The organism is Curtobacterium sp. PhB142 (genome assembly GCF_004341255.1).
GTDB lineage: Bacteria > Actinomycetota > Actinomycetes > Actinomycetales > Microbacteriaceae > Curtobacterium.
Map to the genome: position 1 here is coordinate 437,991 of NZ_SLUT01000003.1, position 17,755 is coordinate 455,745.

Sequence of the window (17,755 nt, forward strand, 5' to 3'; positions counted from 1 at the left end):
TCCCATGGCAACCACGACCACCGAAGCCATCACGACGGCGGACCGCCGCCGACGGGGCGGAGCCGCACCGGGCCTCCAGTCCGTCACCCACAAGCGGAAGCGGATCGAACCGCTCTTCCTCGCCTTCCTGCTCCCCACCCTGCTGCTCTTCACGCTCGCCATCACGCTGCCGGCCGTGATGGGCATCGTGCTGAGCTTCACGAACTCCGTCGGGTTCGGTGAGTTCCGCTTCATCGGGCTCAAGAACTACGTCGCGGTGTTCTCCGACCCCGCGATCCTGCAGGCGTACCTGTTCACCCTCGGGTTCTCGCTCGTCACCGTGATCGTCGTGAACGCCGTCGCGTTCCTGCTCGCCATCGCCCTGACCTCGAAGATCCGCGGCAAGATAGCCCTCCGCGCGGTGTTCGTGCTGCCGATGGTGATCTCGGGCATCGTCATCGCGTACGTGTTCTCGTTCCTGTTCGCGAACAGCCTGCCGGCCCTGGCCAGCGCGATCGGCTTCGGGCCGCTCGAGCAGAGCATCCTGGCGAACCCCGACCTGGCGTGGGTCGCGATCGTGATCGTCACCGCGTGGCAGGCGATCCCGTCGACCCTCCTCATCTACATCGCCGGGGTGCTGTCCATCCCCGGCGAGGTCTACGAGGCAGCTGCCCTCGACGGCGCGAGCGCGTGGCGGCAGCTGATCTCGATCACCGCACCGCTGACGGCCGGCTACATCCTGATCAACCTGGTGATCGGGTTCAAGAACTTCCTGAACTCGTACGACATCATCGTCGGCCTGACCGACGGTGGCCCCGGTACCTCGACCACGAGCGTCGCGATGTCGATCTTCAAGGGCTTCAACGGCGGCGACTACGCCTACCAGATGGCCAACGCCACGATCTTCTTCATCATCGCGGTCGTCATCGCCGTGATCCAGCTGCGGGCGACCCGCGGGAAGGCAGCGCTCTGATGACCATCCAGACACCCCTCCGTCCGGGGACGACGAAGACGGGCAGCATCAGATCGGTCGACGCCGACCGGACCGCCGGCCGCCGCGGCGGCAACGCCAACTGGCCCGTCACCGTCGTCCTCGTGCTCTGCGCGCTCTCGATCCTGGTACCGCTCTACGTCACCCTGACGATGGCGTTCAAGACGACCGGCCAGGCCGTCGACGGCAACGCGTTCTCGCTGCCGGCACCGTTCAGCGTCGACGGCTTCGTGCAGGCGTGGGAGCTCACCGACTTCCCGCGGGCGTTCGGCGTCTCGGTGCTCGTCGCCGCGATCACCGTCGTCGGCACGATCCTGCTCGCATCGTTCACGGCGTTCGCGATCGCCCGGAACTGGGACCGTCGGCTGTTCCGCTGGTCGTTCTTCTACCTGCTCGCCGCCATGTTCCTGCCGTTCCCGGTGCTCGCGCTGTCGCAGGTGAAGCTCACCGGCCTCGCGCACCTGGACAACCCGTTCGGCGTCGCGCTGCTGCACGTCATGTTCCAGCTGTCGTTCAGCGTGCTGCTCTTCACCGCGTTCCTGCGGTCGATCCCGGCCGAGCTCGAGGAGAGCGCCCGCATCGACGGCGCGAGCACCGGCCAGGTGTTCTGGCGGCTCGTGTTCCCGCTGCTGGCACCGATGAGCGCCACCGTCGGCATCTTCGCGTTCCTGGCGTCGTGGAACGACTTCGTGATGCCGTCGCTGATCACCTCGGACCCGGCGTTGCAGACCCTGCCGGTGCTGCAGCAGATGTTCCAGACCCAGTTCAGCAACAACTACAACGTCTCGTTCGCCTCGTACCTGATGGCGATGGCCCCGGCGATCATCGTCTACCTCGTCACGCAGCGATGGGTGATGGCCGGTGTGACCCAGGGCGCCATCAAGTGAGCACGACGACCGACCCGGCCGGTACGACCGAACCGACCGACACCGCCACGAACCACGAAAGGCCCGTCGTGACCGACACCCTCGCCCAGCCCGCCACCACCAGCGCCGACGAGACCTGGTGGCGCCAGGCGAGCGTCTACCAGATCTACCCCCGCTCCTTCGCGGACGCGAACGGCGACGGCATCGGCGACCTGCCCGGCATCACCGAGCGCGTGCCGTACCTGGCGTCGCTCGGTGTCGAGGCCGTCTGGCTCAGCCCGTTCTACCCGTCCGCCCTCGCCGACGGCGGCTACGACGTCGACGACTACCGCGACGTCGACCCGAAGCTCGGCACGCTCGACGACTTCGACGGGATGGTCGAGGCGCTGCACGCCGCCGGCATCCGGGTGATCGTCGACGTGGTGCCGAACCACACGAGCGACCGGCACGAGTGGTTCCGCGAGGCGCTCGCCGCGCCGAAGGGCTCCCCCGCCCGCGACCGCTACGTCTTCCGCGACGGCACCGGGCCGTCCGGCGAACAGGCTCCGGCCGACTGGATCTCGATCTTCGGCGGCCCGGCGTGGACCGCGGTCGGCGACGGCCAGTGGTACCTGCACTCCTTCGCCAAGGAGCAGCCCGACCTGAACTGGGCGAACCGCGAGGTCCGCGACGACTTCCTGCACACCCTGCGCTTCTGGTCGGACCGTGGCGTCGACGGCTTCCGCATCGACGTCGCCCACGGGCTCGCGAAGGACCTGCCCTCCGGCGCCCTGCCGACCTGGGCGGAGCTCGCCGAGATCCCGAAGGACGGCTCGCACCCGCTGTGGGACCGCGATGACGTGCACGAGATCTACGCCGAGTGGCGGACCGTGTTCAACGAGTACACCCCCGCCCGCACCGCGGTCGCCGAGGCCTGGGTCGCCGCCGACCGCCGCGCCCGGTACGCCAGCGCCGACGGTCTGGGGCAGGCGTTCAACTTCGACCTGCTCGAGGCCGACTTCGACGCCGGTTCGTTCAAGGAGATCATCGAGTTCAACCTCGGCCTGGCCGAGCAGTCCGGCTCGTCGACCACGTGGGTGTTCTCGAACCACGACGTCGTCCGGCACGCCACCCGCTACGCGCTGCCGGCGCGGAACGGCTCCCCCGACAAGCAGGGCGGCGCGTGGCTGCTCGCCGGTGGGTCGCAGGACGCGCTGGACCGCTCGCTCGGGCTGCGCCGCGCGCAGGCGGCGACCCTGCTCGAGCTCGCACTGCCCGGCTCCGCCTACCTGTACCAGGGCGAGGAGCTCGGTCTGCACGAGGTCGGCGACATCCCCGACGCCGACCGCCAGGACCCCGCGTTCTTCCGGAACCCGGGCGTCGACGTCGGCCGCGACGGCTGCCGTGTCCCGATCCCGTGGACCCGGTCCGGCCCGTCGTTCGGCTTCGGCGACGGCTCCGCGCACCTGCCGCAGCCGGCGTGGTTCGCGAACGCCAGCGTCGAGGCCGAGGACACCGACCCCGACTCGACCCTGAACCTGTACCGGAAGGCCCTCGGGCTGCGCGGGCAGCTGCAGTCCGAGGAGCACCTGGAGTGGCTCGAGACCGGCCGCGACGACGTGCTCGCGTTCCGACGCCCGAACGGGTGGACGAGCGTGACGGTGTTCGGTGACGAGCCCTACGAACTCCCCGCCGGCGAGCTGCTGCTCGCCTCGGCACCGGTGGCAGACGGTGCCCTCACGGGCGTGGGGACGGCCTGGTTGCGTTCCTGACGCAGGGTGCGCGTCGTGGACGCGACCAGGTGACGGACGGGCGCGCCCCGCTCGGCGGCAATGCGAAGCATTGCGCGGGGCGCGCCGACCGAGCTTGCGAGGGAGGACGGTGCAGGCAGGCACCGTGCCTCCCGTCCGCCGTGGGGTCAGCATCTCGGGCCGCGACCGGCATCCGAGACGTCAGCCGGTCCCGGTAGGGTCGCCGCATGAGCGGGGCGACCATCAGCGTGCAGGACTTTGTCATGCGGTTCGGGGACCGGAACGTGGTCGACGGACTGTCGTTCGACGTCGCCGCCGGCGAGACGTTCGGCCTGCTCGGCAGCAACGGCTCCGGCAAGACCACGACGATCCGTGCCCTGCTCGGCATCACCACCCCGACCGCGGGCACCCTGACCATCGACGGCCAGCCGTATCGGCCCGCCACCGGTGGCATCGGGTACCTGCCCGAAGAGCGCGGGCTCTACCGCAAGGAATCCGTCATCGACGTGATGTCCTACTTCGGACGGCTCCGCGGGCTCCGAGGTCCAGAGGCGACGGCCTGGAGCATGGACTACCTGGCACGCGTGGGCCTGGCCGACCGCGCCAAGCTCCGCGTCGACAAGCTCTCCGGCGGGCAGCAGCAGAAGGTGCAGCTCGGCATCACGATCATGGACCGGCCGCGGCTGCTCATCCTCGACGAACCCACGAAGGGCCTCGACCCCGTGAACCGACGGCTGCTGCTCGACCTGGTCGACGAACGGAAGGCCGACGGCGCGACCGTCATCCTCGTGACCCACCACATGGACGAGGTCGAGCGGCTCTGCGACCGGATCCTGCTGCTGAAGGACGGCACCGCCGCCGCCTACGGGTCGATCCCCGACGTGCAGGACGCCTTCGGCGGCGCCGTCGCCCGGGTCGGCCTCGACGGACCGGTCCCCCGCTCGCCGCTGTACAAGCTCGCGCGGCACGAGGGCCACGTCGCTTACCTCGTGCCGACGTCCGCCGCCGCACCAGACGGTGCCGACATCCTCGCCGCGCTCGTGGCGGACGGTGTCCGCGTCACGGCGTTCGAGATGCGTCGGATCCCGCTCGACGAGATCTTCGTGCAGGTCTACGGCCACGACGCGCTCGCCGCCGCGGGGGCAGCAGCGTGAGCCGCCTCGGCACCGTCATCCGGTTCGAGTTCGTCCGCGCGGTCAAGAAGCCCGCGTTCTGGATCGGCACGCTCGCGCTGCCGGTCGTCATCGTCATCGTGTCCCTGCTCGTCGGCATCGGACAGGCAGCCGGCACCGACTCGGTCGTCTCGGGCTCGTCGGCCACGAAGACCCCGTTCCGCTACGTCGACCACTCCGGGCTGGTGTCCGAGTCCGTCGCGGCGAAGTGGGGCGGGTCGCCGTCCACCGACGCCGACGCCGACCGCGCCGCCGTGCGTTCCGGGGACCTCGACGCCTTCATCTCGTTCCCGTCCTCCCCCTCGACCTCGCCGATCACCGTCGACGCCGCCGACCGCGGCCTGTTCGCGAACGGTGGCTACTCGTCGCTCGCCGAACGGGTGCTCGAGCAGAGCGTCGCCGCGACCGTCGACGACCCCGAGACCGTCGAGCTCCTGCGTTCCCCACCGGCCACCGACGTCACGACCTACGCCGACGGGCAGGTCGCGCCGGGTTGGCTGTCGATCGTTCCGCCGTTCCTGTACGTCGCCGCCTTCTTCGGACTCGTCATCCTGCTCGCGGCACGCATGGTGACCGTCGTGGTCGAGGAGAAGGAGAACCGCATCTCCGAGATGATCCTGACCGCCGTCACCGCCGGCGACCTGATCCGCGGCAAGGTGATCGCGATGCTGCTCGTCGGGTTCGTGCAGGTCGGGGTGTTCGTCATCCCGGGGCTGGTCGGGATGCTCGCCGTCCTGCCACTCGTCGCCTCGCAGCTCGGCGGGCTGACGATCGACCCGTGGAGGATGCTCGTCGGTGCCCTGCTGCTCGTCGGCGGCGTGCTGTTGGCGTCCGGGTTGTTCGTCGCCGTCGGTGCCGCGGTGCCGTCGATCAAGGACGCCTCGGCGCTGCAGTCGGCGGCGATCTTCGCCCTGATCATCCCGCTCTACGCGGCGTTCTTCGTGATGACCACCCCGTCGTCGCCCGTCGCCGCGTTCTTCACGTACTTCCCGACGTTCACGCCCGTCACCGCCATGGTGCGGAACGCCGTCGGCTCGCTGAGCGTCACCGAGTCGGTGGTCTGCATCGTCGAGGTGTTCGTCGCCGCCGGCCTGCTGCTCTGGTTCGCCGAGTACCTGTTCCGGCACTCGGTCGCGCAGTACGGGTCGAAGGTGACGCTGCGACAGATCGCGTCGTGGCGGCGGCGGTCGGTCTCCCGCTGAGCACGGGTCGGTCGGTCACTGCCGGGCCGAGCCGTCGGTCTGTGCGTTGCCCGCTCAGGCGATCGGCGAAGACCCGGCGATCCGTCGCAGGGCGTCGAGGTGGGCGGCCCAGACGGCACGGCCCCGTGCAGTGAGCGTCAACGAGGTCCTCGGCGTCTTGCCGACGAAGCCCTTGCCAACCGTGACGTAGCCGGCGTCCTCGAGTGACGACATCTGCTTGCTCAACACCGAGTCGCTGACCTCGACGGCGTCACGGACCTCGCGGAAGCCGAGCGTGCCCGCCCGAGCGAGCGCCGCGACGACCGAGAACCGCACCGGGTGCAGCAGCAGGTCGTCGAGCTCGTGCCGGGGGTGCGTCTGGTCGACGGCGGTCACGATCGCGACTCCCAGGCAGCACAGGCGAGGGACACGACCAGGATGAGCCCGGACGTGATGCCCGACCAGAGGACCGAGCCGTGAACCCACCCGACCACGGCGATCGCGCCGACGTAGGTCACGGCCCAGCTCGCGATGTACACGGTCCAACGTCGGCTGCGGGCGAATGCGGACCGCCCGCGGATCCCGATCATGAAGAACACGAGCAGTGCGAACAGAGCGGCCAGCGTCCCGACGTAGACCGCAGCGAAGGCGTCTCCGGTGGTGAGCCCCATGCCGAGCGTGCCGAGTGCAGTGGCCACCCCGAGCGCGGTGATGAAGGTGATTTACGGCCACCGGACCGCGTCGTGTGCCCGCCGGGTGACCCTGTCGGCGTGGTCGAGCAGTCGGGCGGCCTCCGCCGGTCCGGGTCGTGCTGTGATGTGTTCCATGGTGTCCCCTCTCGTTGACACCATTCTTGCAAGCACTTTCCGATTCGGCAAGCGCTTGCTGGATTCACATGTGGTTCTCGTGCGGTTGCCGCTCCGCCTGCTGCTGGTGACGCTGCGCCTGCTGGTGGGGCAATGCCTGCTGCTGTTCGCGCGTTCCGCGCTCGGGGACGTCGGCGTCGAGGTCCCACGACGGCAGCTCGTGCTGCTTCCAGCCCTGTCGGAGCGTCCGGACCGACCGGTCGAACTCCACCATGACGTCGATGTGCGGCCGGACGAGCATCTGGATCTGCAGTCCCTCGTACACCGCGAGCAGCTGCGTGGCCGCCTGGTACGCCGGGATCGCCGACTCCTCGGCGCCGTTGTCGAAGTCGCGCTGCAGACCGTTGCTGAGCTGCTCGACGTACTCGTCGAAACGCTTGCGGAACAGCTCGGCGAAGCCGGACTCCGAGCTCGCGACGGTGATCACCCCCGCGAGGACGCGGACGAGCCCCGGGTCGGCGACGTCCTCGGCCAGGGTCAGCCGGACGTGGTCGATCGTGCACGCCGGCGGGGTCTTCCGACGGGTGCCCCGCAGCTGCGTCCACCGGTCGTACGTCACCAGCAGCAGCGCTTCCCACGCGGGGAACAACCGCTCCACGGTCTCGAGCGGGATGCCCGCGACCTCGGCCACCACCGAGGCGTCGACCGCGTCGAAGGAGTGCAGCCGGTAGGCGCGGATCGCTCCGCGGACGGTGCGCTCGGCGAGGGACTCATCGTCCTCGACGCGTTCGCCGTGCAGGGGTTCCATCCGACCATCCCATCGTGTGCGGTACCCCATTGTCTCGTCCCAGACCGGGGGCCGTCACATCCACGCCGGGTCGGCGTGGACCGGCTCGGCGTGGGCGGGCCGTTCAGCCGGGTCGTCAGCCGACGGTGACGGGGGTCGCCGGGGGCTTCACCCGCTGCTTCGCCCAGACGAAGAACCCGGTCAGCGTGAAGACGCCGTAGAAGACGTACATGAGACCCGACGCGTAGTACCCGGCCGAGAACAGGAGCGGGACACCGACCAGGTCGACCGCGACCCAGATGAGCCAGAACTCGACCCAGCCCTTCGCCATGCCGTAGGTGGCGAGCAGTGAGCCGACGAAGATCCACGCGTCACTCCACACCGGCTCGTACGACCCGAGGGCGCGGAACACCGGGGTGAGCAGGGCGGTCCCGCCGACCATGCCGACGACCAGCAGGACGCGGGTCCGCCACGACGCCCAGTGCGGTTCGATCACGGTGGACGTGACGTCGGGCCGGTGGGTCCAGCGGTACCAGCCGTAGATGCTCACGATGATGAACATCACCTGGCGGCCGGCCTGGCCGAGCAGGTTGACGGGGTTCGGGGTGTCGAACAATGCGCCCATGAAGACGGTGAACAGGAGCGCGTTGCCGACCAGCCCGACGGGCCAGGCCCAGACCTTGCGGCGCATCCCGCCGAGCGCACTGAGCAGCCCGAAGACGTTGCCGATCACCTCGCGCCAGAGCACCGTCTGGTCGCCGATGACGATCTGCGCGTCGAACAGCCAGCGCACGATGCCCATGGGCCCTCCTCGTTTCCGGTCGGTGCAACGGTCGGGGGACGTCCGGCATTCCGGTGATGATCGGGGTACAAACATGTCCTCCACAGGGTGGACAAAAATCACCCCCGTTTTGGGTCCATGCGAAAGCATGTTCCTACTTGTCCGCACTTTGGGGGACGAGTACCGTCGTCACCAGAGCGAGTCCAGCCCGCCCGAGCAGCAGATCTGCGCTCCGGAGCCCGGCGACCGCTCTCGGCAAAGGTCAGCCGCGACCCCTCACCCGCGAGGTCGATGACACCGTCCCACCGGCACGACGACCCGAATCACGAGCCGGTGGAATCCAGTGCGCCCCGAACGCACAGAACGGACCCGCCACCATGCACAAGATCGTCACCGGCGCCATCGCCGGCGCAGCCGGCATCGCCCTCCTCCTCGGTGGAGCAGGCACCTTCGCCCTCTGGAACGCCAGTGCCTCCAGCGCCGCGTCCTCGGTGAGCTCCGGCACGCTGACCCTCAGCGCGAACAACGACGGCGCCTGGACGGACATCACGAACGGCCGCTCGACCGCGATCAACCCCACCACCGCCCTGATGGTGCCGGGCAACACGTTCCAGTTCACGCAGACGCTGAACATCGGTGCGACCGGCCAGGACCTCAAGGCGAACCTGACCTACGCCAGCCAGTCGATCACCGGTGACTCCGCACTCCTCGCCGCGACGCAGAAGACCCTCGCCGTGACGTCCTCGAGCGCCACCGTCGTGCAGTCCACGTCGAACGCGAACACCTTCGTCGTCTCGCCGTCGGCGTCGACCTCGACCGTCAAGGTCGTCTTCACGATCACGCTGCCGTCCTCGGCGACGACCGGGCAGAACGGGTCGATCAACGTCGGCGCCCTGGCCTTCACGCTCACCCAGACCGCGATCGGTTCCTGATCCACCGATCGCACTGACGCGGGCCACGACCGGCCCCTGATCCGCCGGTCGTGGCCCGTGCTGGGCCCTTGTGGCCCGGCTGGGCCCTTGTGGCCCGGCTGGGCCCCTTGTGGTCCGCACCAGCAGAGGCTCACGAGCACCAGGGGACGCACATGACCGGGACACCGAGGACGACGGGCCGCCACCGCGCAGCACGACGCCACCGGTGGGTCCTGCCCGTCGCGCTCGCCCTGGTCGTCGCGGTCGCCACGGCGCTCCTCGGCGTCGGCGGGACCTACGCCCTCTGGAACGGCACCGCCAGCACCGCTGCCACCACCGTCAAGTCCGCGACGGCGACGATCACCGTCGGCACCCTTTCGACGATGAACACCACCGTCCTCGCACTGGGGACCGGCGTCACCGGCACCTTCGCCGTGAAGAACACCGGTTCGATCCCGCTGTCGATGCGCGTCGCCACGACGTCCACGAAGGTCGCCTCCGCAACGAACGCCTCGTCGGCGGCCGTGCTCGGCGAACTGACGCTCCGGTTGACCAACGTGTCATCGGCTGCGACCTGCACCGCCGGGCTGTCCGGCGCGAGCGGCCGTCTCGCCGCCTTCGACACCGGCAGCAGCTCGTTCACGCTGCAGCCCGGTGCGAGCTCCGTCGGCTGTGTCGAGCTGGTCCTCGACGCAGACGCACCGCAGAGCGTCTCCGGCGCCGTCACCGACTTCACCCTCACCGTCACCGGAACGCAGGTCTCCGCATGAACCGCCGACTCCGACTCGTCGTCGCCGTGCTGCTCACCGCCGTGTTCGTCGGCGGCGGATCGAGCGCCGCCTGGGCACTGTGGAGCGCGTCCGGCACCACGGCCTCGAGCGTCGCGATCGGCAAGGTCTCCGCCTCGATCACCGGCACGAGCGCGTTGACCACCACCTTCTCGTCAACGGTGACGTCGGTCACGAAGCCGATCACGCTCACCGACTCGGGCACGATCGCCGGCACCGCGACGACCACCGTGTCCGTCGTCTCCGGCAGCTCGACCGCGCTCGCGCAGGCGGTCACCGTCGTCGCGTGGCCCGTCGCCTCGACCGCGGCGTGCACGACGAACACCGCCGTCGGCAGCGGATCGGTCACGGGTACCTGGGCGTCGCTGCCGAGCATGACGTCCAAGCTCGCCGCCGGGGCCTCCGCCATCTGGTGCACCCGCAGCACGCTCAAGTCCTCGGCGCCGGCATCCGCCACGGCCACCGTGAACGTCAACCTCACCGTGGCAAGCGGCAGCTGGACCTCGGGCGTCGTGCAGGGCGGGTTCACCCTGACCACCCCGGCGACGGCCGCGGACACCGGTCCCGCACTGGTCTGCACGGACCACGACGGCTGGTACGTCGAGGTGCGCTGGGACGCCGCGAACCGACCGAAGGACACCTGGTACGGCGCCTTCGTCGGCACCACCGCGGTCGGCCAGAAGGCGCAGGACTACTCGGCGTTCATCACCATCGCCCCGAACGACATCCCGGCGAGCGCCGGCACCTCCGGCACGCTCCCCGTCACCGTCAAGGTGCTCGACAGCGCCGGCAACCCGACCTCGACCGTCGCCGGCAGCGGCCCGGTCACGCTCTTCACGCAGAACAACGGCGCGGCGATCCGGTGCGGCGCATGACCCGCGCAACCGCCCGTCTCGGACGTGCCGAGCGCTCCGGCGCGCGTGCGGTCGTGCACGCCGTCGTCCTCGGCGTGAGCACCGGGCTGCTCCTGCTCGTCGCGGCCCTCGCCGTCGTGCTCATCGTGGTGCCCAAGGCCACCGGGTCGATGCCGCTGACGGTCCTGACCGAGTCGATGGAGCCGACGCTGCCCCCGGGCACGCTGCTCGTCGTCCGTCCCACCGCCGTCGACGACATCGAGGTGGGGGACGTCGTCACCTACCAGATCGTCTCCGGCCAGCCGGCCGTCATCAGCCACCGCGTGGTCTCGGTGTCCTCGGCGTCGAACGGCGAACGCACGTTCGTCCTCAAGGGCGACAACAACGCGGAGGCCGACCCGCACCCCGTCACCGCCGCACAGATCCGGGGCGTGGTCTGGTACAGCATCCCCGAGGTCGGTGTCGTCAACCAGCTCGTCAACGGCTCGCGGAGCTGGCTCATCCCGACCGTCGCCGGGGTCCTGCTGGCGTACGGCGGTGTGATGATCACCATCGGGACCGTCACGGCCGCCCGCCGGCGACGATCGACAGCTGGGCACGGGCGACGTGCGACGGCCGGTCACGGGCGCCGCAGGGCGTCGCACCGGGGCTCGGGGCAGGCCCCGGTCTAGGCTCGGTGGACGTGACCGACGGAGTGCAGCGAGCGAGGGAACTGCTCGACGACGCCGCACGACGGCTCCGTTCCGCCGGAGTGCCGGACGAGGCGCTTGGCGAGTACGCGCAGCCGAAGGCGGTGCTCGGCATCCGCCGCGAAGCGACCATGCGGCCCCTTGGTCGCGTGTGGCGGGTCGGTGCGCTGCTGATCGGGTCGTCGCTCGAGTCCGGCGGTCGGGTCTGGGCCACCGGGGCGATCACCCGGGTCACCGATCCGGGCCGGGCACAGTTCCAGTCGGTCTCCGCCGAGGTCCGTCGGGCCTACCGCGCTGCTGCGGCGAAGGGACACTTCGCGGCCGGCGACACCGTCAACCACGGCGCAACGGCGATCGCGTTGGACGGAACGCTCGTCGGCTCGACCGGGGTGCTCTTCGTCGAGGACGACGTGCCGCTCGTCCTCTGGTCACCGGCTGCCGGCTCCGCCGTCCCGCTCGCCGACTACCTGGCCGACCGCGTCGGGTTGCTCGTCGAACCGCCCCGGGGTGCGACCGACTGACCCGCTATCGTGACGGCATGGACGGACAGCAGCCGCGCGAACGACGCAACCCCTGGTGGGCGGTGCTGCTCGTCTTCATGTTCGGGGGCGTGCTGTCGCTGGTCGCCGGTCGGATGCTGCCCTGGCAGGACCAGGACCGGCAGGACCCCGACTACTGACGGCTGGCGGAGCCGCCCGACGGTCCGAGACCGAGGCAGAACGCCATCACTGCTTGCTGCACCGGGAGCAGTGCGGCCTTGAACCCGTGCCCGACGAACGCGGGGTGTTCCACGGCATCGGCGCTGACCTCACGGCCACGCACGAACGGCGGACACGGGTCGAAGCGGGCTCCCGTCGGCGCGAGGTCGAGGAGCGCCGCGGTGATCCGGTACGACTCGAGGGCGTCGGCGTGCGCTCCGGGGCCGTCCGTCAGGATCACGTCCGCTGACCGCACGGCAGTCTCGAGGTCGTCGGTCCATGCAGCGCCCGGCGTTGCGAGGCCGGCCGGGCAGCATTGGACCAGGTCGAGTCGCAGGACTCGAGCAGCTTCCTGCCATGCTCTGGCGATGTTGCCGTCCGCCCCGACGAAGAGGAAGCGGAGCGACGAGACCTCCCCACGCTGCTGCAGTGCGTAGAGGTCGGAGAGGACCTCGCACGGGTGGTTCTCGTCGGTCATGGCGTTCACGACAGGCAACGCATGCGCGGCAGCCAGTCCCTCGATGACGGCGAGGTCACGGTGACGCACCACGATGATGTCGACCCAGTTGTCGAGGTACCGGGCGACGTCTGCCAGCGCCTCTGGCTTGTCGAGCGTCGTGTCCGGGAACACGATCGGATCGAGCCCCATCAGCGAAGCACCTTGCTCGAACGTCACCCTGGTTCGCAGACTGGTCGGCGGGAAGAACATGGCTGCCGACCCCGCCGTCACCGGTCCCCGGCCGTGCTGGTACGCGTCAGCAAGCTCGAAGACCGCATGGACGTCGGACGGAGACCAGTCATCGAGCTTGGCGAGAGAACGCATCCCACCACCGTAGGGACTGTCCGGAACAGCGTGTGCTTGGAGGGTGTCAGCCTCAGCCGAACTCGTCCAATCGATACGCCACCGATGCGCCGCTGAGGAAGACCACCCGGGCGCCAACGCCGACATCGGCTTGGATGCGCGCCGCCGTCCGGAGCCCGACGGCGCGGGTCTCGGCATCACCGAACGGCGTCCCGACTCGTTCGGTGAGGGCACGCCAGTGCACGATCGCCTTGGCGGTGCCATCACCAGTACCCGCGGCGCGTGCCGACCGGACGTCCCGCTCCCCGTCACGCACGAACTCGACATCGGTTCCGGGTCGTGCACTCGGCAGCACGACGGCAGTACCTGCCTCGGCCACCGTGTCGATGCCGGCGCCAGCTCCGCACCAGACATGAGCGTCGTCACCGAGCTCGAGTTGCACACGGCTCGCGAGCACGAACGCTTCGACGCGATGAGCGTCACGGACCGCTCCGGAAGGCCAGTCGAAGTCGGGCTCGCCGAGGGAGTCGAAGACGTCGTTCCACGCCCTGAGGTCGTCGCGCAGCGGCCTGCTCAGCCCGAGAGCTCCCGCATCAACGCTCCCGATGCACTCGCGCGACCCGCGGTACCAGAGCGGGGAGTCGTCGACCATGTACTCGGCCATCACGAGGACGATCGCGCTCACCACTCGCCCAGCGTACGACGCCAGAACGGGAGGGTGCGGGCTCGGGAGGCGTGCACGACACTGTGATCGACATGATTGCCTCGTCTGTGCACGACCACCTTCGCCGCCGCCGATGGAGCAGCATCATCGGGCTGACGCTCGTGGTCGTGGTGTCGCTCACCGCCTGCTCCGGGCATGCGACGCCGGTTGACGACGTCGAGGTCGCTTCCGCCTGGATGGAGAACGTCCAGGATCGGTGGGCGGACCAGCCCGGCGAACTCGGCGCTGGTGCCGGGACCAACGACGCGTCGAGTCGGCTGTCCCTGGGCGTCGCAGACGGCGGCGAGCGCGCACACGTCCGCGTGTCCCTCGCCTGCCAGGGACACGGAACCGTCCGCATGGCCGTCTGGGGCGGTCGCATCGCCGACGGCGCAGACACCGGCAGGGAGCTCGCGGCGCGCTCGGTCCGGTGCGGCCACGACGAAGACCTCTACGTCGTGACGTCGGCCGACTCGATCACCATCGGGCCGACGGCAGGTGACTCGGCCGTCAGCTGGTACGCCGCCGCCTACGCGGACCTCGCAGCGCAGACGCACTGAGCGGAGCTAGCGGACGGCATCCCACCCTGCGGGCACCTGCGGGGCGGACCAGTTCGGGTCCGGCACCCACCGCGACCAGTCGGTCTCGAACGGGAACGAGCCCGCGTGCACGGCCGCGGCGGCATCCTCGCCGGTGCGTTCGATCATCGCGCGGTCCGCTTCCGTGACCAGGCCCTCGTCCCTGTAGAACGCGAGTTCGTCTTCGTCCTTGTACCGAACCGACCAGCGGCCCGCATCGTCTCGGGTCGCGATGACGTCGAGGGTCCAGTCCTGGCTGTCGAAGCCGACGGACGTACGCACCCACGGCAGCTCGAGGTTGATGTACCAGTCCGGCAGCCACTGCGTCCCGTCGTGCCAGCGCCACACCGACCACGCTGCGCCCTTCGGGTGCACGCGGACCACGGTCGCTCCGAACCAGCTGTCCTCGACGTAGGAGCCGTCCCAGTCCGAGGGGAGGACGAGCCGCGCGTTCGGTCCGCTCCCGGTACCGGCCCGGCGACGGACCGCGGAACCGAGCGGACTCGCGACCACCGCGACGTCGTCGTCATCGACGAGGACTCGACCCGCGACGGCGAAGGCGACGGCTCGACCGTGCGAACCGAGCGCGTGCAGACTGCGGAGGACCACGGATTCACCGGCGCGGAACGGTTCGCTCCGCACGTCGTTCGCAACATCGTCGTGCATCCGGTGATGCTCTCACAGCGGCGTCGGGCGATGTCGGTTCCTCGCCACTGGGGGCTTTCTTCGATACGTTGGACGAATGTCGCTCATCGTCGCCGACAGTCTGGTCAAGGAGTTCTCACGCCCCGTCCGGGTGCAGGGTGCGTTCTCGGGTGTGCGGAACCTGTTCACCACGAAGACGATCACGAACCGGGCCGTTGACGGCGTCTCGCTGTCGATCGAGCCGGGCGAGATCGTGGGCTACCTCGGCCCGAACGGCGCCGGGAAGTCGACGACGATCAAGATGCTGACAGGTGTGCTCGTCCCCACGAGTGGCGAGGTCCGAGTGAACGGTGTCGTGCCGTGGAAGGACCGTTCGGCGAACGCACGCACCATCGGTGCGGTGTTCGGGCAACGCACGCAGTTGTGGTTCGACCTGCCGCTCCGAGACTCGTTCGACGTCCTCGCGAAGCTCTACGGCGTCGCCCCGTCGGCGTACAGACGCACGCTCGACGAGTTCGTGGACCTGCTCGACCTCGGGTCCTTCATCGACCGGCCGGTCCGGACGCTCTCCCTCGGACAGCGGATGCGTGGGGACCTCGTCGCGGCGATGCTGCACGAGCCGCCGGTGCTGTACCTCGACGAGCCGACCGTCGGGCTCGACGTGGTCGCCAAGGCACGCATCCGCGAATTCGTCCGGGAGCGCAACCGCACCGCTGGCACGACGGTCATGCTGACCACCCACGACATCGGTGACGTGGAGCAGTTGTGCCGTCGTGTGGTGATCATCGACGACGGTCGGATCCTGTTCGACGGCGACATCGACGCGCTCCGCCGGGCGTACCTGCCACACCGAACCCTGCGCGTCGAACTGTCCGGGCCGGAGCCGCGCGATTGGTGGGTCGAGGGCGTCGAGCGAGCAGGGACGCACGAGCACGGTGATGCGCACCTCCTCGACCTCCGGTACGACCCGACCGAGGTGTCCACCTCGACCGCGATCGCCCGGACCACGGCCGCGCTGCCGATCGCGGACCTCACGGTCCACGAGCCGGAACTCGAGGACGTGATCACCGAGATCTACACGGCACGCTCGGTGCGCCGTGTCGGCTGACGTCCTGGAGGCCCGCGACCGGCCCGCCGGCCCGCTCGCGGTCCGCCTCGCGTTGGTCGGGCAAGGGCTGCGCTCCGTCCTTGTCTTCCGCGCCGATGTCCTCGTCGGCACGGTGAGCACGGTGATGCGGGTCGTCCTCGTGATGCTCGTGTGGAACGCGGTCTACGGCGACCGCACCTCGGTGAGCGGCGTCGACCGTGCCGACGCCGTCGGGTACGCGGTCCTCGGCGCCCTGTTCGCCGTCGTGTTCCAGCCGTGGCAGTTCTCGTCGCTGAACCGACGGGTGCGCGACGGCAATGTGGTGTTCGACATCATGCGGCCGGTCGGGCTGATCACGCAGACCGTCGCCGCGCAGCTCGGCAGCTCCCTCGCCAACGTGCCGAAGGCGATCGTCGGGCTCGCCCTGGCGCTGCTGCTCGGAGCGGTTCCCGCTCCGAGCACCTGGTGGCAGACCCTCGTGTTCGTGCTCAGCGCCGTCCTCGGTCTGGTCATCGCGATCCAGTGCAACCTCATCGTCGGGCTGACCGCGTTCTGGACCACCGACGTCGGCGGCGCCTACATGATCTACAGCATGGCGGCGGCGTTCTGCTCAGGCTCGCTCATCCCGCTGTGGTTCATGCCGGACGGCCTCGCCGCGGTGCTCCGTGTGCTGCCGTTCAGTGCGCAGATCTTCACCCCGCTCTCGATCTGGTTCGACCGGACGCCGGGCTGGAACGTCCTCGGTGAGCTCGCCCTGCAGGCCGGTTGGATCGTCGCGCTCGCGTTCGCCGCCCACCTGGTGTGGTTGCGCGCCCTGCGGAGGACGGTGATCAACGGTGGCTGACATCGGACGCACGGTCGCCCCGGGGACCGCCACCGAGCCTCCCGGCTGGTTCCGCCAGTGGCGGATCCTGCTCGCCGCGGCGTTCCGGCAGTCCCTCATCTACAAGGGCAACCTGATCCTGATGATGGCGGGCAGTGCGGCCCTGCAAGGGACGCAGCTGCTGTTCATCGGCGTCCTGCTCGACCGGTTCGGCGTCATCGCCGGCTGGTCGACGGCGCAGATCGCTTTCCTGTACGGGCTGCGGCTCACTGCACACGGCGTCGGGACGGTGTTCTTCGGACAGCACCTGGCGACCGACATGGTGATCCGCGAGGGCGAGTACGACCGCTTCCTGCTCCGCCCCGTACCACCGCTGATCCAGCTGCTGACCAGGTGGTTCAACCTGGGCACCCTCGGCGACCTGGTGCTCGGGCTTGGGATCCTCGTGGCCGCCATCACGCTCGCGCCGATCGACTGGACGCCCTGGCTGGTCGCACTCACCGTGGCGGCCGCGATCGGTGGCGGTCTGCTCGAGGCCGGGCTGCAGATCGGTCTCGCAGGGCTGTCGTTCCGGCTGGGATCCACCCGTGACCTCAAGGTCAGCGTCGACAACACGCTCACCGACTTCGGGGCCTACCCGCTTCCCGTGTTCGGTCCCGCGGGCGTCTTCGCGCTGACGTTCGCGCTGCCGCTGGCGTTCATCGCGTACCTGCCTGCGACCGTCGTGCTCGGCAAGACCGACGAGCTGCTGGTCCCGACGTGGCTCGCTGACATCGCACCCATGGCCGGGCCGCTGATGCTCGCATTCGGATGGTGGTTCTTCATGCGGCAGTCCCGGCACTACACGAGCCCCGGGGCCTGACGCCCCTTGTAGCCGGGGACGT

22 protein-coding genes are annotated in these 17,755 nt (G+C 69.7%); 15 read left to right on the forward strand and 7 right to left on the reverse strand.

Going from position 1 to position 17,755, the window contains the following annotated elements:
* Positions 1–4 precede the first annotated feature (4 nt).
* The 5 genes from EDF31_RS08375 (at position 5) to EDF31_RS08395 (ending at position 5,940) form a co-directional block, all read left to right on the forward strand.
* Complete coding sequence (locus tag EDF31_RS08375) at positions 5–952, forward strand: sugar ABC transporter permease (protein WP_131845804.1); 948 nt, start codon at positions 5–7, stop codon at positions 950–952.
* Positions 952–1,857, forward strand: coding sequence for a carbohydrate ABC transporter permease (locus tag EDF31_RS08380; protein WP_123291961.1), 906 nt, complete (start codon positions 952–954; stop codon positions 1,855–1,857). The genes EDF31_RS08375 and EDF31_RS08380 overlap by 1 nt, the downstream gene beginning before the upstream one ends.
* A 68-nt stretch (positions 1,858–1,925) precedes the next feature.
* Entirely contained in the window at positions 1,926–3,587 is a 1,662-nt protein-coding gene (locus tag EDF31_RS08385; protein ID WP_131845872.1) for a glycoside hydrolase family 13 protein, read from the forward strand.
* A 206-nt stretch (positions 3,588–3,793) separates the two neighbouring features.
* Positions 3,794–4,720 carry an ATP-binding cassette domain-containing protein gene (locus EDF31_RS08390; RefSeq protein ID WP_123338726.1) on the forward strand — a complete coding sequence of 309 codons (927 nt, stop codon included), beginning with the start codon at positions 3,794–3,796 and terminating at the stop codon, positions 4,718–4,720.
* Positions 4,717–5,940 carry an ABC transporter permease gene (locus EDF31_RS08395; protein WP_131845805.1) on the forward strand — a complete coding sequence of 408 codons (1,224 nt, stop codon included), beginning with the start codon at positions 4,717–4,719 and terminating at the stop codon, positions 5,938–5,940. Before EDF31_RS08390 ends, EDF31_RS08395 begins: the two co-directional genes overlap by 4 nt.
* 54 nt (positions 5,941–5,994) lie before the next feature.
* Here EDF31_RS08395 and EDF31_RS08400 read toward each other — a convergent pair whose 3' ends face one another.
* The 4 genes from EDF31_RS08400 to pnuC form a co-directional block, all read right to left on the reverse strand.
* The gene (locus EDF31_RS08400) at positions 5,995–6,315 is read right to left on the reverse strand and encodes a transcriptional regulator (RefSeq protein WP_131845806.1); all 321 of its coding nucleotides are present in this window, start codon (positions 6,313–6,315) and stop codon (positions 5,995–5,997) included.
* Positions 6,312–6,617 (reverse strand): chemotaxis protein CheY, encoded by a 306-nt coding sequence (locus EDF31_RS08405; protein WP_243649940.1) that lies wholly within the window; start codon positions 6,615–6,617, stop codon positions 6,312–6,314. The genes EDF31_RS08400 and EDF31_RS08405 overlap by 4 nt, the downstream gene beginning before the upstream one ends.
* Positions 6,618–6,810: 193 nt before the next feature.
* Positions 6,811–7,533 (reverse strand): hypothetical protein, encoded by a 723-nt coding sequence (locus EDF31_RS08410; protein ID WP_131845807.1) that lies wholly within the window; start codon positions 7,531–7,533, stop codon positions 6,811–6,813.
* A 115-nt stretch (positions 7,534–7,648) separates the two neighbouring features.
* The gene (pnuC, locus tag EDF31_RS08415; protein ID WP_131845808.1) at positions 7,649–8,314 is read right to left on the reverse strand and encodes a nicotinamide riboside transporter PnuC; all 666 of its coding nucleotides are present in this window, start codon (positions 8,312–8,314) and stop codon (positions 7,649–7,651) included.
* 356 nt (positions 8,315–8,670) lie between these two features.
* Here pnuC and EDF31_RS08420 point away from each other — a divergent pair, with 356 nt between their 5' ends.
* The 6 genes from EDF31_RS08420 to EDF31_RS19930 all read left to right on the forward strand — a co-directional run bounded on the left by EDF31_RS08420 (position 8,671) and on the right by EDF31_RS19930 (position 12,214).
* Positions 8,671–9,225, forward strand: a complete 555-nt coding sequence (locus EDF31_RS08420) for an alternate-type signal peptide domain-containing protein (RefSeq protein WP_123291956.1) — start codon at positions 8,671–8,673, stop codon at positions 9,223–9,225.
* A gap of 152 nt (positions 9,226–9,377) precedes the next feature.
* On the forward strand, positions 9,378–9,974 hold the full coding sequence (locus tag EDF31_RS08425; RefSeq protein ID WP_131845809.1) for a TasA family protein: 597 nt from the start codon (positions 9,378–9,380) through the stop codon (positions 9,972–9,974).
* Complete coding sequence (locus EDF31_RS08430) at positions 9,971–10,867, forward strand: hypothetical protein (RefSeq protein WP_131845810.1); 897 nt, start codon at positions 9,971–9,973, stop codon at positions 10,865–10,867. The genes EDF31_RS08425 and EDF31_RS08430 overlap by 4 nt, the downstream gene beginning before the upstream one ends.
* Positions 10,864–11,517 carry a signal peptidase I gene (locus EDF31_RS08435; RefSeq protein WP_131845811.1) on the forward strand — a complete coding sequence of 218 codons (654 nt, stop codon included), beginning with the start codon at positions 10,864–10,866 and terminating at the stop codon, positions 11,515–11,517. The genes EDF31_RS08430 and EDF31_RS08435 overlap by 4 nt, the downstream gene beginning before the upstream one ends.
* Positions 11,518–11,528: 11 nt before the next feature.
* Positions 11,529–12,056, forward strand: a complete 528-nt coding sequence (locus EDF31_RS08440) for a hypothetical protein (RefSeq protein WP_131845812.1) — start codon at positions 11,529–11,531, stop codon at positions 12,054–12,056.
* A 17-nt stretch (positions 12,057–12,073) separates the two neighbouring features.
* Positions 12,074–12,214, forward strand: a complete 141-nt coding sequence (locus EDF31_RS19930) for a hypothetical protein (RefSeq protein WP_165901085.1) — start codon at positions 12,074–12,076, stop codon at positions 12,212–12,214.
* Here EDF31_RS19930 and EDF31_RS08445 read toward each other — a convergent pair.
* On the reverse strand, positions 12,208–13,056 hold the full coding sequence (locus EDF31_RS08445; RefSeq protein ID WP_131845813.1) for an ornithine carbamoyltransferase: 849 nt from the start codon (positions 13,054–13,056) through the stop codon (positions 12,208–12,210). The genes EDF31_RS19930 and EDF31_RS08445 overlap by 7 nt on opposite strands.
* Positions 13,057–13,108: 52 nt before the next feature.
* Positions 13,109–13,720, reverse strand: coding sequence for a hypothetical protein (locus EDF31_RS08450; RefSeq protein WP_131845814.1), 612 nt, complete (start codon positions 13,718–13,720; stop codon positions 13,109–13,111).
* 71 nt (positions 13,721–13,791) lie between these two features.
* On the opposite strand from EDF31_RS08450, the gene EDF31_RS08455 reads away from it, so the two are divergent.
* Complete coding sequence (locus EDF31_RS08455) at positions 13,792–14,298, forward strand: hypothetical protein (protein ID WP_131845815.1); 507 nt, start codon at positions 13,792–13,794, stop codon at positions 14,296–14,298.
* A 6-nt stretch (positions 14,299–14,304) separates the two neighbouring features.
* Here the strand turns inward: EDF31_RS08455 and EDF31_RS08460 are convergent, their stop codons facing one another.
* The gene (locus EDF31_RS08460; RefSeq protein WP_131845816.1) at positions 14,305–14,982 is read right to left on the reverse strand and encodes a DUF402 domain-containing protein; all 678 of its coding nucleotides are present in this window, start codon (positions 14,980–14,982) and stop codon (positions 14,305–14,307) included.
* A gap of 76 nt (positions 14,983–15,058) precedes the next feature.
* Here EDF31_RS08460 and EDF31_RS08465 point away from each other — a divergent pair, with 76 nt between their 5' ends.
* From EDF31_RS08465 to EDF31_RS08475, 3 genes are read left to right on the forward strand one after another with little or no spacing between them, the layout of a single operon-like run.
* Positions 15,059–16,069: an ATP-binding cassette domain-containing protein gene (locus EDF31_RS08465; RefSeq protein ID WP_123938499.1), complete on the forward strand. Its 1,011-nt coding sequence runs from the start codon at positions 15,059–15,061 to the stop codon at positions 16,067–16,069.
* On the forward strand, positions 16,059–16,892 hold the full coding sequence (locus tag EDF31_RS08470) for an ABC-2 family transporter protein (protein ID WP_123938498.1): 834 nt from the start codon (positions 16,059–16,061) through the stop codon (positions 16,890–16,892). The genes EDF31_RS08465 and EDF31_RS08470 overlap by 11 nt, the downstream gene beginning before the upstream one ends.
* Positions 16,885–17,733 carry an ABC-2 family transporter protein gene (locus tag EDF31_RS08475; protein ID WP_123938497.1) on the forward strand — a complete coding sequence of 283 codons (849 nt, stop codon included), beginning with the start codon at positions 16,885–16,887 and terminating at the stop codon, positions 17,731–17,733. The genes EDF31_RS08470 and EDF31_RS08475 overlap by 8 nt, the downstream gene beginning before the upstream one ends.
* The last annotated feature ends 22 nt before the right edge of the window (positions 17,734–17,755 follow it).